8 protein-coding genes are annotated in these 16650 nt (G+C 36.1%); all 8 read right to left on the bottom strand.

Annotated features, from left to right (window positions below; genetic code table 11):
• Positions 1 to 7 precede the first annotated feature (7 nt).
• The 8 genes from A0O34_RS12200 to A0O34_RS12165 all read right to left on the bottom strand — a co-directional run bounded on the left by A0O34_RS12200 (position 8) and on the right by A0O34_RS12165 (position 16643).
• Entirely contained in the window at positions 8 to 358 is a 351-nt protein-coding gene (locus A0O34_RS12200) for a c-type cytochrome (RefSeq protein ID WP_066754983.1), read from the bottom strand.
• Position 359: 1 nt separating this feature from the next.
• Positions 360 to 1202: a DUF5777 family beta-barrel protein gene (locus tag A0O34_RS12195; RefSeq protein ID WP_066754981.1), complete on the bottom strand. Its 843-nt coding sequence runs from the start codon at positions 1200 to 1202 to the stop codon at positions 360 to 362.
• Positions 1203 to 1320: 118 nt separating this feature from the next.
• Positions 1321 to 1977: a Crp/Fnr family transcriptional regulator gene (locus tag A0O34_RS12190; RefSeq protein WP_082891150.1), complete on the bottom strand. Its 657-nt coding sequence runs from the start codon at positions 1975 to 1977 to the stop codon at positions 1321 to 1323.
• Positions 1978 to 2217: 240 nt separating this feature from the next.
• Positions 2218 to 2532 (bottom strand): DUF3467 domain-containing protein, encoded by a 315-nt coding sequence (locus tag A0O34_RS12185; RefSeq protein WP_066754979.1) that lies wholly within the window; start codon positions 2530 to 2532, stop codon positions 2218 to 2220.
• A gap of 86 nt (positions 2533 to 2618) precedes the next feature.
• Entirely contained in the window at positions 2619 to 6884 is a 4266-nt protein-coding gene (rpoC, locus tag A0O34_RS12180; RefSeq protein ID WP_066754977.1) for a DNA-directed RNA polymerase subunit beta', read from the bottom strand.
• A gap of 82 nt (positions 6885 to 6966) precedes the next feature.
• Positions 6967 to 10788 (bottom strand): DNA-directed RNA polymerase subunit beta, encoded by a 3822-nt coding sequence (gene rpoB / locus A0O34_RS12175; protein ID WP_066754976.1) that lies wholly within the window; start codon positions 10786 to 10788, stop codon positions 6967 to 6969.
• A 464-nt stretch (positions 10789 to 11252) separates the two neighbouring features.
• Positions 11253 to 13886, bottom strand: coding sequence for a T9SS type A sorting domain-containing protein (locus A0O34_RS12170; protein ID WP_066754975.1), 2634 nt, complete (start codon positions 13884 to 13886; stop codon positions 11253 to 11255).
• Positions 13887 to 14048: 162 nt separating this feature from the next.
• Positions 14049 to 16643, bottom strand: a complete 2595-nt coding sequence (locus tag A0O34_RS12165) for a T9SS type A sorting domain-containing protein (RefSeq protein ID WP_157886010.1) — start codon at positions 16641 to 16643, stop codon at positions 14049 to 14051.
• Positions 16644 to 16650: the final 7 nt, after the last annotated feature.

The raw sequence follows: 16650 nt of genomic DNA, 5'->3' as shown, positions 1-16650 counted from the left end.
TTTTGATTTAATTTTCAATAAGCCCGTCAGCTTTCCATTTAATGAAAATATTGATTTGTGATTGTGATAAAGATCCGCCCTGAGGCATCTTTTGGGAATCTCCGTTTTGTCTTTGTATACGATCTAGAATACCATCAATATTGGTTTTTACCTGATCATAATTAGTAAAAGGTTTGTAAGATGCAGAGCCTGTAGCTGAATGACAACTAATACAATTAGCTTCAACAATAGGTTTTACATCTTGTGTATATTTTACGGTCTCTGTGATGGGTGTATTGTCAGAAATCTCTTCATAGGTTCTGCTTTCACAAGCAACTAATAAAACTGCTGATGATAATATATATAGTATCTTTTTCATATTAAAAAACTCTATAAAGATTAAACCCAAAGAAAATCTGTCCTTTCTCCCATTTCCCGGCTGCATTGGTAAGATATCCGATATCTGAATTAAGCTGAGAATTACTGAATACAAGCTGAAAAACGTGTCCCCCAGTTTCTATATCCATCCCTACTGACAAAGGATTTTTATAGACACTGTGATTATCAAAATTCACAAAATATTCTGCATTGATAGAGATCCTTTTAGAAATTTTGTATCTCCCTCCCAATCCTGTTAAAAACTGATTTTTATCTTCAACTTTCGGTTCATAAAGATTCTTGTGCACATAGGAAGGTGTTAACTGCAAAGATAAATTCTCATTAAATCTTCTTGAAATTAGAGCCTGCGTAAGATAAGAAAGTCTATCACTGAACTGTAGATGCGGATAATTATCTTTATCCAAATCTGTGTTAAGTGCCAATACGTTATAACCTACTATATCTACAGGAAAGTCATCATTTTGTTTTAAGAGACTGTATTTGGCTCCCAATTCAAAGGTTTTCATATTGGTTTCTCTTGAAAAGCTCAAAGAAAGACCGTCTGTAACGCCATAAATAACCCCCAATTTGGTAGAAGCGTCATCAAGACCAAAGAAATTCTTAAAACCTGTACTGATGTCTCCAAAACGATGCGCAACTACGATATACCATTCATTTTTTGCAGTAAGTTTGGTAGATTGTGCGGTAACAACCTGTAAGCCTTTGAAAGCTGGCTGTGAAGTATCGGTATTTGTTTTGATAGTGTCAATATCTTTCAGCAAATCTTCCTGAGAAAAGGCAAGACTTGATGAAAGTATCGACAAAAATAATAGAGTTTTTGTCATATAAAATTTTTGATAAATATTAATATGACAAACTTATAGAGTTATGGATTCATAAGTGTGTGATAAAAGTCACCGACTAAATAGTTTTTATCAATCACAATAATAAAAACATTATTTATTAGATTTGACTAACATTTTCATTTACAGGGATTTTAATTCCTTCTTTGGTTTGGGTAATTTCTCCTTCGTTTTCAATTTTTTTCAAAACTCTGCTTACCACCTCTCTGGAAGTTCCTAAATTACTTGCAATTTCTCGATGGGTTAATTTAATCGGATGATTTCCTGTGATAGAAATCTGTTGTTTAATATAACTTAACACTCTTCTGTCCAGCCTATGAAAAACAGCTTCATTCACCATGTTCATTACATCAGAAAAACGTTTATCATACTCACTATAAAATAATCTGTTGATTTCCGGAAATTTGATCAGCCAGTCATGTACCACAGAAACGGGTATCAGAAGAACTTCTGATTCTTCTTCCGCTATTGCATAAATCCTGCTTACGTAATCACCAAAAATAGAAGAAAAAGTCATGAGACAACTATCATTTGGTCTGATGTAATAATAGATTAATTCTCTACCATCATTTAGAGAAAAAACTTTTATAGAACCTTTTATTAAGAAAGGAACATATTTGTTTTTTTGTCCTTCCCGAACAATCTCTGTTTTCGCCTTTATAGTAGTTATTATTGCGTTTTTTTGGATTTCACTTGAAAAATCAGCACCCAGAAACCCAAACTTATTAAGAATAAACTGATTATTTATCATATCCATTATATAAAATTTAACCGCAAATATATACAATTGAATAATCCGTATGATAATTTTTTATTATTTTAAAACTTATTAACAGTAAGTGATGATTTTGAAATTATGTAAGTGAATAATGATCTAAAAGATCACCAACTTCTGAATATCGCCTACACTATTTATATGAAAGTAAATCTTCAATATATAACAAATAAAGAATGCCCCAATAAATTGAGGCATTCTTATGTATGTTAAGAAAAAATCTTACGCTTGTACGTTGTTTCCACCTAATACGAAAGGCTCAACTTCTTTGATCTCTCCGAATTGTTGCTCGTAGTTAGTGATGTTTTGTTGAAGAGCAGCTAATACTCTCTTAGCGTGAAGTGGAGCAAGAATAACTCTTGAACGCACGTTCGCTTGTTGAACACCCGGCATTAATTGGATAAAATCTACAACAAACTCAGATGGAGAATGGTTTACTAGAGCAAGGTTACAATATACCCCTGAAGCTACCATTTCGTTAAGTTGGATGTTGATGTTGTTTGGATCTTGATTTTGATTTTGATTTTGATTGTCCATGTTTTCTTTAAATATTTTTTTGTTTAAAAAGTTTCAGGCCTCTAATTTAAAATTTAAACTCGAATCCTGAAACTTTTCTTTACTTTTTAGTTAATATCTTCGAATTCTTTTTTAGAACCTACGATAACATTCTGATACTCTTTAAGACCTGTACCTGCAGGAATTCTGTGTCCTACAATTACGTTCTCTTTAAGACCTGTTAAGTAATCTACCTTACCAGCAACTGCTGCTTCGTTAAGAACCTTAGTTGTTTCCTGGAATGATGCTGCAGACATGAATGACTTAGTCTGAAGAGCCGCTCTTGTAATACCTTGCAATACAGGCGTTGCTGTAGCTGGTAAAGCTTCTCTTACTTCAACTAAAGCCTGATCTTCACGCTTCAATTTAGAGTTTTCGTCTCTTAATTCTCTTGCAGTAATCATCTGACCTGGTTTGAATTCTTTAGAATCACCAGCTTCAGTTACTACTTTAAGACCGAATACTCTGTTGTTTTCTTCCAAGAAATCAAATTTGTGCTCAAGAGCTCCTTCAAGGAATTGAGTATCACCTCCATCAACGATAGATACTTTCGTCATCATCTGTCTTACGATAATTTCGAAGTGCTTATCATCAATTTTCACCCCTTGTAGACGGTAAACTTCCTGAATTTCATTTACTAGATATTCCTGAACCGCCGTTGGACCTTTAATTCTTAAGATATCGTCCGGAGTAATTGAACCGTCAGAAAGTGGCGAACCAGCTCTTACGAAGTCATTCTCCTGAACCAAGATCTGGTTAGATAATTTAACTAAATAAATTTTTCTTTCTCCAGTTTTTGCTTCAACGATCAATTCACGGTTACCTCTCTTGATTTTTCCGTAAGAAACTACACCATCGATCTCTGTAACAACCGCCGGGTTTGAAGGGTTTCTTGCTTCGAATAATTCGGTAACTCTCGGAAGACCTCCGGTGATATCCCCTGCTTTTGCAGATTTTCTTGGGATCTTGATTAAAACTTTACCAGCCTTAATTTTTTCACCATCGTTTACCATTAAGTGGGCTCCTACCGGTAAGTTGTACGCTTTCTGCTCAACACCTTTAGAATCTACTACCTTAAGAGTAGGTACGGCTTTCTTATTTCTAGATTCAGAGATTACTTTCTCTTCAAATCCTGTTTGTTCGTCAATTTCCAATTGGAATGAAATACCCTGGATGATATCTTCATACTCTACCTTACCGGCAGTTTCTGCAATAATTACCGCGTTATACGGATCCCATCTACAGATAGTATCACCTTTCTTCACTTTATCACCTGGTTTCACAGCTAATATAGATCCATAAGGTACGTTAGCGATCATCAATGGAGTTTTAGTTTCGTTATCAGCAACCAATCTAAATTCCGTAGAACGAGAAACTACTACCTCAGCAGTATTACCGCTTTCGTCTTCAGATGTAATTGTTCTTACATCATCCATTTCAACGATACCGTCTCTTCTAGCTACGATTGATGGGTTTTCTGATACGTTACCTGCAGTACCCCCTTGGTGGAAGGTTCTCAATGTTAACTGAGTACCCGGTTCCCCAATAGATTGTGCACCAATTACACCTACTGCTTCACCCATATGGATTACTTTACCTGTTGCTAAGTTTCTTCCGTAACATTTCGCACAGATACCTTTCTTAGTTTCACAAGTTAATGGTGAACGAACTTCAACAGCTTCTAATCCTGCTTCTTCAATTCTCTTAGCTAATGGCTCGTTGATCACCTGATCTGCAGAAGCAATAAGCTCATCACTTTCAGGGTCATAGATATTATGTAGAGAAACTCTACCTAAGATTCTTTCAGAAATTCTTTCAACGATCTCATCATTTTTCTTCAAAGCAGTAACTTCAGTACCTCTTAAAGTACCACAGTCTGCTTCAGTAATGATAACATCCTGAGCAACGTCTACCAATCTTCTCGTTAAGTAACCCGCATCGGCAGTCTTAAGTGCGGTATCCGCAAGACCCTTACGAGCACCGTGAGTAGAGATAAAGTATTCTAGGATCGAAAGACCTTCCTTAAAGTTTGCAAGAATCGGGTTTTCAATGATCTCCGCACCAGTAGAACCGGCTTTCTGCGGTTTTGCCATCAAACCTCTCATCCCTGATAACTGACGGATCTGTTCCTTAGAACCCCTCGCCCCAGAATCAAGCATCATATATACAGAGTTGAACCCACCTTGGTCGGTTTTCATTCTGCTCATGATCATTTCAGTTAATCCTGCGTTTGTGTTTGTCCAAACGTCAATTACCTGGTTATAACGTTCTGTATCTGTAATTAGACCCATGTTATAGTTAGCTCTAATCTCATCTACAGTAGAAATTGCTGTAGCAACCATTGCTTTCTTCTCAACAGGAACTACGATGTCACCTAATGAGAATGAAAGACCTCCTTTAAATGCATTTGAATACCCTAAGTCTTTCATTGCATCCAAGAACTTCACAGTTGTAGGGAAATCTGTATCATCAAGGACTCTACCGATAACGTTTCTTAATGATTTCTTAGTAAGAAGTTCATTAATATATCCTGACTGCTTAGGAACGATTTGGTTGAATAAAATTCTACCAACAGAAGTTTCAATTAATTTAGTTGAAATCTCTCCGTTTTCTTTAACAGGTAGTCTACATCTAACCTTAGCGTTTAGAGAAACTTTTCCTTCTGCGTAAGCGATTTCCGCTTCCTCAGGAGAATAGAATGCAAGACCTTCTCCTAAAACTTTCTTATCTTCTGTAGAGCTCAATTCTTTAGTCATGAAATATAGACCAAGAACCATGTCCTGAGAAGGTACCGTAATTGGAGAACCGTTTGCAGGGTTCAAGATATTCTGAGAACCTAACATTAATAACTGAGCTTCAAGGATCGCTTCAGGGCCTAACGGTAAATGTACCGCCATCTGGTCACCATCGAAATCGGCATTGAAGGCCGTTGTTACTAACGGGTGTAGCTGGATTGCCTTACCTTCGATCATCTTAGGTTGGAAAGCCTGGATACCTAGTCTGTGAAGCGTAGGTGCTCTGTTCAATAGAACAGGGTGACCTTTCATTACACCTTCTAAGATATCATAAACTACTGGTTCTTTTCTGTCAATAATTCTCTTTGCAGATTTTACTGTTTTTACAATCCCTCTTTCAATTAGTTTTCTAATGATAAACGGTTTGTACAATTCCGCAGCCATATCTTTAGGAATACCACATTCGTGAAGCTGTAAGTTTGGACCTACAACAATTACCGAACGCGCAGAGTAATCTACCCTTTTCCCAAGTAAGTTTTGACGGAAACGACCTTGCTTACCTTTCAATGAATCTGAAAGTGATTTCAATGGTCTGTTTGATTCAGATTTTACTGCAGAAGATTTTCTTGTATTATCGAATAATGAATCTACTGATTCCTGAAGCATACGCTTCTCGTTTCTCAAGATTACTTCAGGAGCTTTGATCTCCAATAATCTCTTCAAACGGTTGTTTCTGATAATAACTCTTCTATAAAGGTCATTTAAGTCAGAAGTAGCGAAACGTCCTCCATCCAATGGAACTAATGGTCTTAATTCTGGTGGAATAACAGGAAGTACACGCATGATCATCCACTCCGGTCTGTTGATCATTCTAGTGTTAGCACCTCTCAATGCTTCTACAACGTTCAATCTTTTTAGAGCTTCAGTTCTTCTTTGCTTAGAACCTTCGTTGTGAGCTTTGTGTCTCAAGTCGAAAGACAAAGCATCAAGATCAATTCTTTTTAATAATTCTTCAACCGCTTCAGCACCCATTTTAGCGATGAATTTGTTTGGATCAGAATCATCAAGATATTGATTTTCTACAGGAAGAGTTTCCATGATATCAAGGTATTCTTCTTCTGTAAGGAATTCTTTATCATCAAAATCAGAACCGTCTGCTTTCTTAGCAATACCTTGTTGAATCACTACGTATCTTTCGTAGTAGATGATCATATCTAATTTCTTAGAAGGAATCCCTAGAAGGTAACCAATTTTGTTTGGTAAAGAACGGAAATACCAGATGTGAGCGATAGGAACAACAAGGTTGATGTGCCCGATTCTCTCTCTTCTAACTTTCTTTTCTGTAACTTCAACTCCACAACGGTCACAAACGATCCCTTTGTAACGAATTCTCTTGTATTTACCACAAGCACATTCGTAATCCTTAATAGGACCGAAGATTTTTTCACAGAACAAACCGTCTCTTTCAGGCTTATGCGTTCTGTAATTAATAGTTTCCGGTTTTAAAACCTCCCCTCTAGAATCCTGTAAAATGGATTCCGGAGAAGCTAAACCGATGGTTATTTTATTAAATCTACTTGATTTATTTTTATTTGACATTTTTTAGATTTTAGATTTTGGATTATAAATTTTGGGTTATAAATTCTGAACTGATTCAAAATTCATTCGTCAAAATTTAAAATTATTCCTCAAGTCTTACATCAAGTCCAAGTCCTTGTAACTCGTGAAGTAATACGTTGAAAGATTCTGGAATACCTGGTTCAGGCATTGCTTCACCTTTCGCGATAGCTTCATAAGTTTTTGCTCTACCAATCACATCATCCGACTTCACAGTCAAGATTTCTCTCAAAATGTTTGATGCTCCAAATGCTTCAAGAGCCCAAACCTCCATCTCTCCGAATCTCTGACCTCCGAACTGAGCTTTACCTCCTAACGGCTGTTGAGTAATCAATGAGTATGGTCCGATAGAACGAGCGTGCATCTTGTCATCTACCATGTGACCCAGTTTCAGCATGTAAATAATACCTACTGTAGCCGGCTGTGTAAATCTTTCTCCGGTACCACCATCATAAAGGTGAGTGTTACCAAATTTAGGAAGACCTGCTTTTTCTGTGTACTCAGTAATTTGATCTAATGTAGCTCCATCAAAGATTGGTGTAGCGAACGTCATTCCTAATTTCTGACCAGCCCATCCAAGAACTGTTTCATAGATCTGTCCGATGTTCATACGAGAAGGTACCCCTAGTGGATTCAATACGATATCTACTGGTGTTCCGTCTTCAAGGAATGGCATATCTTCTTCACGAACGATTCTTGAAACGATACCTTTGTTACCGTGACGTCCTGCCATTTTATCCCCTACATTCAACTTACGTTTCTTAGCGATATACACTTTAGCCAACTTCATGATACCTGCTGGAAGCTCATCTCCGATAGAAATTGCGAATTTCTCACGGTTTTTAACCCCTTGGATATCGTTGAACTTGATTTTATAATTGTGAATTAATTGTTTAATCAATTCATTCTTATCGTTATCCACTGTCCAATCTGCACCGCTTACGTTTACGTAATCTTCAACTGAAGTTAATAATCTGTGAGTAAATTTCACACCTTTACCGATGATCTCTTCATCAAGGTCATTTTGAACCCCTTGAGAAGTTTTCCCGCTTACAAGTGTATTTAATTTTTCAATTAAAGTATTTCTTAACTCATCAAACTTAGCTTTGTAAGTGTTTTCAATCTCTTCAAGTTTAAGTTTTTCTTCAGTTCTTTTCTTTTTGTCTTTAATATTTCTAGAGAACAATTTTTTGTTGATAACAACACCTCTTAATGAAGAGTCTGCTTTCAATGAAGCATCCTTAACATCACCAGCTTTGTCACCAAAGATTGCTCTAAGAAGTTTCTCTTCAGGAGTTGGGTCTGATTCTCCTTTTGGAGTAATCTTACCGATCATAATGTCACCAGGCTTCACCTCAGCTCCAATTCTGATCATACCGTTCTCGTCAAGATCTTTTGTAGCTTCTTCAGAAACGTTTGGAATATCTGCTGTAAGTTCTTCCATACCTAATTTAGTATCACGAACTTCAAGAGAATACTCATCCACGTGGATTGAAGTAAACCAGTCTTCACGTACAACTTTTTCGTTAATTACGATCGCATCCTCAAAGTTATAACCCTTCCAAGGCATGAACGCAACTACTAAGTTTCTACCAAGAGCCAATTCTCCTTTTTCAGTAGCATAACCGTCGCAAAGTACCTGTCCTTTTTGCACTGTTTCACCAATTCTTACGTTTGGTCTTAGTGTAATCGTTGTACTCTGGTTAGTTTTTCTAAACTTAGTTAAGTTATATGTTTTCGTAGCAGATTCGAAAGATACCAGATCTTCGTCATCGCTTCTTTCATATTTAATAGTAATCTTGTCTGCATCTACATATTCAACAATACCGTTACCTTCAGCATTGATCAAGATTCTTGAATCTTTCGCAACTTGTTGCTCAAGACCAGTACCTACAATTGGTGCCTGTGGTTTCAATAATGGAACTGCCTGACGCATCATGTTTGATCCCATCAACGCACGGTTCGCATCATCATGTTCCAAGAAAGGAATCAATGAAGCTGAAATACCAGAAATCTGGTTTGGCGCAACGTCGATAAGGTTAACTTGAGAAGGCTCAACTACTGGATAATCACCATCTAGTCTTGCAATAATTCTATCAGTTTGGAATTGCCCCTGATCATTCAACTCAACGTTTGCCTGAGCAATTACTTTATCTTCTTCGTCTTCTGCATTAAGATAAATAGGATCAGCATTAAGATCTACTGTACTATCGTTTACTTTTCTATATGGAGTTTCGATGAAACCTAAGTTATTAATTTTCGCATAGATACCCAAAGAAGAGATCAAACCAATGTTTGGTCCTTCAGGAGTTTCAATAGGACAAATTCTTCCGTAGTGAGTATGGTGAACGTCACGCACCTCGAAACCTGCTCTTTCTCTTGATAAACCACCAGGCCCTAGTGCAGAAAGTCTACGCTTGTGCGTGATCTCTGATAGTGGGTTGGTTTGGTCCATGAACTGAGAAAGCTGGTTGGTACCAAAGAATGAGTTAATAACTGATGTTAATGTCTTAGCATTTACTAGATCTAGCGGAGTAAATATCTCGTTATCTCTAACGTTCATTCTTTCCTTGATTGTTCTAGCAATTCTTGAAAGACCTACACCGAACTGTCCTGCTAATTGCTCTCCAACAGTTTTAATTCTTCTGTTTGATAAGTGGTCAATATCATCAACGTCAGTTTTTGAGTTTACTAACTCAATTAAATGTCTTACAATCGCAATGATATCTTCTTTTGTAAGAACTTCAGTTGTAGTTGGGATGTTTAGGCTTAACTTTTTGTTTAGTCTGTAACGTCCTACTTCACCTAAAGAGTATCTCTGCTCAGAGAAGAATAATTTTTCAATGATTCCTCTTGCAGTTTCCTCATCGGGTGGATCTGCATTTCTTAACTGACGATAAATATACTCTACTGCTTCTTTTTCAGAGTTCGTAGGGTCTTTTTGTAATGTATTCTGGATGATAGAGAATTCATTTGCATTTTCTTTGTGAATCAAGATAGATTTCACACCTGCATCAAGAATAAGATCTAAGTGTTCTTTTTCAAGAATAGTTTCTCTGTCTAGGATGATTTCGTTTCTTTCGATAGAAACAACTTCTCCCGTATCTTCGTCTACGAAATCTTCGAACCAAGTGTTCAATACTCTCGCAGCCAATGTTCTTCCTTCAACTTTTTTAAGGGCAGCTTTAGAAACCTTCACTTCTTCCGCAAGGTCGAAGATCTGAAGAATGTCTTTATCAGATTCGAATCCGATAGCTCTTAATAAAGTAGTTAATGGTAATTTTTTCTTACGGTCAATATACGCATACATTACGCTGTTGATATCCGTAGTAAATTCCATCCAAGATCCTTTGAAAGGGATAATTCTTGAATAGTAAAGCTTCGTTCCGTTAGCGTGATAAGTCTGTCCGAAGAATACACCAGGTGAACGGTGTAACTGCGTAACAATAACTCTTTCAGCACCGTTGATGATGAAAGAACCACTATCCGTCATGTAAGGAACCGGGCCTAAATATACATCCTGAACCACAGTTTGGAAATCTTCGTGCTCAGGGTCTGTACAATACAATTTAAGTCTTGCTTTAAGAGGGACTGAATACGTCAATCCTCTTTCTACACACTCATTGATAGAATAACGTGGAGAATCTACCAAATAATCTAAGAATTCCAAAACGAATTGGTTTCTAGAATCGGTAATCGGGAAATTTTCTTGGAAAGTCTTGTGCAGACCTTCTTTTTTTCTGTCTTCAGGAAGCGTATCAAGCTGGAAAAACTCTTTAAACGACTCTAATTGGATATCCAAGAAGTCTGGAGTAATAATTTTTCCTTTCGCTGAAGAGAAATTAATTCTCTGATTCCCCCTAGTTGTTGATGTTGTTTTACTCATAAAACTTTTAAAGAAAGGGTTAAAAAATATTTTGATTTATACAAAAAATATCAGAAACAGATTAAAAAAGAAAACATTGGTTAAAAGACGTTTAGAAGTTTGGCGCTATCAGAATCAGTCTTTTATACTATATTTTTATTCTTAATTTCTTATTTCTAACTGCAACGCTGGTATATCTTTTCACAGCGTAATGCAAAATATTTTTAAATTTTACTTTTTGAGGCAGAAATTACCGCAATATCTACAAAATTAAAATCCCTTTCATAATTACGAAAGAGTTGATATTTAATATATTATAGATTTACAAACAATTATTAGCGCCAAAAGAGTTGGCAAAGATACAAAAAATCATCTATATCTACAAATAAAACTCTTTCATTTTAAAGCAGTTAAAAAATCACACAAATAAAAAAGGCCGCCCAAATTGGACGACCTCACCTTATTACTAAAACTATCTCAAGAAATTATTTTACAATAACTTTATAAGATTTTACTGTAGATTTAGTCTCTATTTTGATCATGTACATTCCTGAAGGTAATGAAGAGGTAGAAATCTCTGCATTTCCTTTGAAAATACCGGTTCTTACTAATTGTCCCTGAGCTGAGAATATGGTGAAAACGCCTTCTTCAGAAGATTTTACGTTAAGATTCTCACCTGCTTTTACAGGATTAGGATATATTTTGATGTCATTTGCAATTGCAGCAGTTTCATTCATTACAATCGCAGCTTTTTTCGCTTCCATACCCATTTTTGCAGTCTTAGCCAATATAGCGTAAGGTGAAAGTGGGGAATTCGGTGAACCTCTTCTTACAAGATCTGTATCTACAACAGCCTGAATACCGTCTGTATCGGCATCACTGATTCTTGAAATAAATCCTGCTCCCAAGTCATCAAAAACACTTTTACTGATTGCGTAAAGATCATATTCAATTCCGTTAGACTTTAGATCTACAAAATCTGGTTTATCATCTCCGTCTGTATTCATTAGAGGATATTTCATTACACCTGAATCCGGTGAAGTTTCTAAAATATCCGCAATACCGTTAGTCCCAACCGCAACTCCAGCATCAATAACTCCATTATGATCAACATCAATCTGATTGATTACAGAAGTTGGAATACCTGATTCGAATAAATCTAAAATTCCATCATTATCAGAATCAAGATCCAAATAACTTGAAATACCGTCTCCCAATACAGGAATCACAATAACATCTCCGTCTACATCATCATCTTCGAATCTTCCGTTGTGATTAAGATCTTCCAAAGCATCAGGAATACCATCGTTATCAGAATCTCCGTCACATGCATCTTGAATACCGTCGCCATCTGTGTCTATTGTAGAACTTTTATCGTTGTCGGCAACACAGCTTTTTGTGTCACAAGCATCAGGAATACCGTCACCGTCCGTATCGATATTGTCATCTCCACCAGGGCAAATATCTCTACAATCCGGAACACCATCTCCGTCAGAATCCAATTCTACAAATACATTATATACATAGTAATTAACACAGTAACAGATTTTCGCCGTATGTTTAATTGAAAGTCTGATTCTGTTGAATGCTTTTGTAGATTTAAATCCTACAATCGTTTTTCCTCCTGAAACAGTAATTAATTTTAAATCATTATTTATTGTACTTTTTTGTTCAACCAAAGTATTTCCGTTGTACAACTGAACAGAAATTACTCCAAGAGAACTCCAATCCGTAGAAATATTTTTAGCAATTGTAAAACCTACAAATGTGCCTGCAGGATAAGTTGTTCCAACAGATTCTACCGCAAAATTTCCTGTGATATTATTTTTATTGGAAGGAACTGAGAAAGTAGCATAATTTGATGCATTAGAATCTACTATATTTTCAGGATTGTAAACTCCTAAATAAGAAGTTGAAGTACTCCAAGTTCCTGTCCAAGGTTCACGTTTTCCACAATATAATCCACCATTTGGAAGGTTTCCACAAAGTAAACTTCCTTTGTACGGTGCCGTTCTATTGCACTGAAGATATTGAGTACAGTCACAACTTTGGGGTTCTTCAAAAGCATAATACACTTTTAAAGCTCCCATAGAAGAGCAACCTGAATTTTGAGAAATCTTTAATCTTACTTCATTAAAAGGCTTTGTTGTAGTGATGGAAAGTTTTTGCTTATTTCCACCAAGGCTTAGTGAAGAAACAGTCATTCCTCCAACCCCATCATTATAAGATTGAGAATCCTGTAACTGACCAAACATATACGTTTCTATCACAAGATTATCAAGCATTCTTTCTGTTAAAACTGAATTTGAGTTTGCCGGAGCAATTACAAAACCAGCTTTATTTCCTGCAGGATAATATTGGCTTTTATCGAAAACTCCAATACTGAAATTCCCCATAAAACCAGAAGGCAAAGTAATTGTTCCGAAAGAGCTTTTGCTTCCGTCACTAATCTTATCTCTATCAGTTACAACAGATAAAGGAGAAGTCATATTGCTGCTGCATGAGATATTGGTATCAGAATCTACAAAAGATCCGCCACCAATAATATCATCGCAAACACCATTGTTTTCTAATTTGATATTATTTGAATCACATGTAAATGCGTAATACACATTCAATGCATTGCAAGAAGTACTGCTTCCTGATCTCAATAATCTTACTTCATTAAAAGCTTTAGTTGTTTTAAAATGTAAGAATGATCTGGCTTTTCTTCCGCCATATGCAGGAACCGACAACAAAGAACCTGCCGCAGATGTTTCCTGAAGAACACCATTTTTGTAAGTTGCAATGCTAAGAGCATTCAATACTGTAGAAGTAATAGCACTGTTTGTCATATCTACATTAAACCCCGTAACCGATCCTGCCGGATATGTAGTATTGTTATTAATAATGGAAATACCATTACTCGATGTATTATTTAATAAAGTACCTAAGCTTGCCCCATTATCCGTATCTGAATCTATTACAGAATAAATATTGGTTGGATTTGATGCCGCAACACACTGTCCGTTTTGTGCAAGATAAGCTCTGATCCCCATTCCTCGGATAGGTTTGTAGTTCTGAGCAAATGCATTGCAGACAAACAGCAACATTGCCATAAGTGAGATAATTTTCTTCATTTTTTTTAGTTTTTGTGTTAAATTTTATACTAATCGTTATTATAAGGAGTTCTGATACGATTATTTTGAATAATATCTATTTATGTTTTAATTTGAAATTAAGTGGTGTTATTTGAAAAAACCACCCTTTCGGGTGGCCTTTCTGTAGAAACTATTTAAAAATTATTTCACAATAACCTTGTAAGATTTCACAACTGATTTAGTCTCTACTTTAATGATATACATACCCGTAGGTAGTGAAGATGTATTGATTTCGGCATCTCCTGAGAATTTGCCCGATTTGATTAATTGTCCTTGAGCTGAGAACATTGTGTATGTTCCGTCTTCTTTAGCACCTGAAGATTTGATGTAAACATTTTCACCAGATCTTACAGGATTTGGATATACTTTAATATCATTCACGACAGCAGAAATATCTGTTGTAGCTTTTGCTGACATTTTAGCTCCTGTTTTTGCAAAAGATGCGTAAGGAGAAAGTGGAGAATTTGGAGATCCTTTTTTAATTAAATCATTATCCACAACTGCTTGAATACCATCTAAATCTGCATCATTGATTTTAGAAATAAATCCAGCACCAAGATCATCTAAATTATCTTTTCCGATAACATAAAGATCATAGTTTGTATTGTTTGATTTTAAATCAACAAAATCCGGTTTGTCGTCTCCATCTGTGTTCATTAGAGGATATTTCATTACTCCTGAATCCGGTGAAGTTTCTAAAACATCTGCAATACCGTTGCTTCCTGTTGCAACACCAGCATTAATAACTCCATTATGATCTGCATCGATTTGATTGATTACAGAAGTTGGAATACCAGATTCAAAAAGATCTAAAATTCCGTCATTATCAGAATCTAAGTCTAAATAACTTGAAATCCCATCACCTAAAGTTGCAATCACCAACTGATCTCCGTCAACATCATCATCTTCGAATTTTCCATTGTGATTAAGATCTTCCAAAGCATCTGGAATACTGTCGTTATCAGCATCACCATCACAAGCATCAGGAATACCGTCACCATCTGAATCCAGAACTGGAGATTTATCATTTAATACTGAACATCCTTCCACACAGTCTGGAATACCGTTTCCGTTATTGTCAATGCTATCGTCACCGTTCGGACATTTATCGTTACAGTTTGGAACTCCGTCTTTATCATCATCCAACTGAACAAATGCATTATGAATGTAATATTGTTGAGCTAAAGTAATTCCGATTCCGGGATTGATCTCGATTTTCATTCTGTCAAACGCTTTTGTAGAAGTAAATCCTACATAAAACTGATTGGTTGCAGAAGTAAAAAACTGTCCGCTGAACAATCCGCCAGAAGTTCTGGATTCGGTAACAGTTGTTCCTTTATAGAAAGTAATTGTAATATAATCTAAAGCATTAATTGTAAATAAATTAGCACTTTTCGTCAACGTAAAACCACCAAAAGTTCCTGCAGGATAATCTCCTGTGTTACTTTTTACAGTAAGTCTTACCGTTGGAATCAGAAGATTGATCGGTGAGAAATTTACAGTCGCAAAATTTGAAGTATTTGTATCTACAACATTTCCTGTGTTTGTAATATTTGTTAATCCGAAAAGAGTTCCAGAAGCGCCCGTCCAAGAAGCACCGGGAACAATATCTCCTAATCTTGACGTTCCGGAAGTCTGAATATTTTCGTTACAGTCGCATCCCTGAGGCTCTTCAAAAGCATAATATACTTTTAAAGCTCCAAAGTTTACTCCGACAGTTTGTGTTATTTTAAGTCTAACCTCGTTAAAAGGTTTTGTAGCAGTAAGAGATATTTTTTGTTTATTGGAACCAAATCTCAATACTTTAATGTTAATAAGTCCCCCTCCATCACTAAGGTTTTTAGAATCTTGCAGTTGCCCGAATAAATAAGTTTCAACAGTTATGTTTTTTAAGAATTCTGCGCTTAACAATTTTCCCTGATCATCAGGCTCGATCACGAATCCTGCTTTGTTACCAGCCGGATACACCTGATTTTTATCTAAAACTCCAACAGAATAAGATCCTAACAATCCTGCAGGTAAAACAATTGATCCGTAAGAATTTTTATCTCCGTCACCAATTTTCTCTCTGTTGTTCACATAAGAAAGTGGGGCTAAGAAACTGCTGCTTCCAGATACATTTCCGTCTACACCGCTTCCAGCGATGATATCATCACAAATTCCATTATTATCAGTAGGAACTTTAGCTGGGTCAAAAGCAAAAGCATAGTATACATTTAATGCACTGAATACAGAAAGTACATTTACTTGATATAATCTTACTTCGTCAAACTCTTTTGAAGTTTTAAAGTGTAAGAAAATTCTTGTTTTGCTTCCTCCAAATGCAGGAACAGAAAGCAACGTTGTATTTGTTGACGTTTCCTGAAGAACTCCAGCTTTGTATGTACTTATTCTAATTCCGCTTAGAAAACTTGCCGTGATAACGCTTGTTCCTAAATCTACATTAAAACCGGTAATATAACCTGCCGGATATGTTGTGTTTGTGTTTTTTACCGAAATACCGTTGCCACTTACCAAAGTAGCAAAGCTACCCATGCTTACACTGTTATCAAGATTAGAATCGATAACAGGATTCATGCTTCCATTGTAGCATGCTAAACAAATTCCACTTCCGTTCACAGGTTTTGCTTCTACACCCATCCCTCGTATAGGTGTGTAACCCTGACCAAAAGCCATTACAGATACAACAAGCGTCATTAAGAACGCCGTAATTCTCCCGAATAATTTTTTTGTCATTTTTTCT

The organism is Chryseobacterium glaciei, from assembly GCF_001648155.1.
Taxonomy (GTDB): domain Bacteria; phylum Bacteroidota; class Bacteroidia; order Flavobacteriales; family Weeksellaceae; genus Chryseobacterium; species Chryseobacterium glaciei.
Note: the sequence above shows the minus strand (reverse complement) of the source record. Positions and strands in the feature narration are given on the sequence as shown.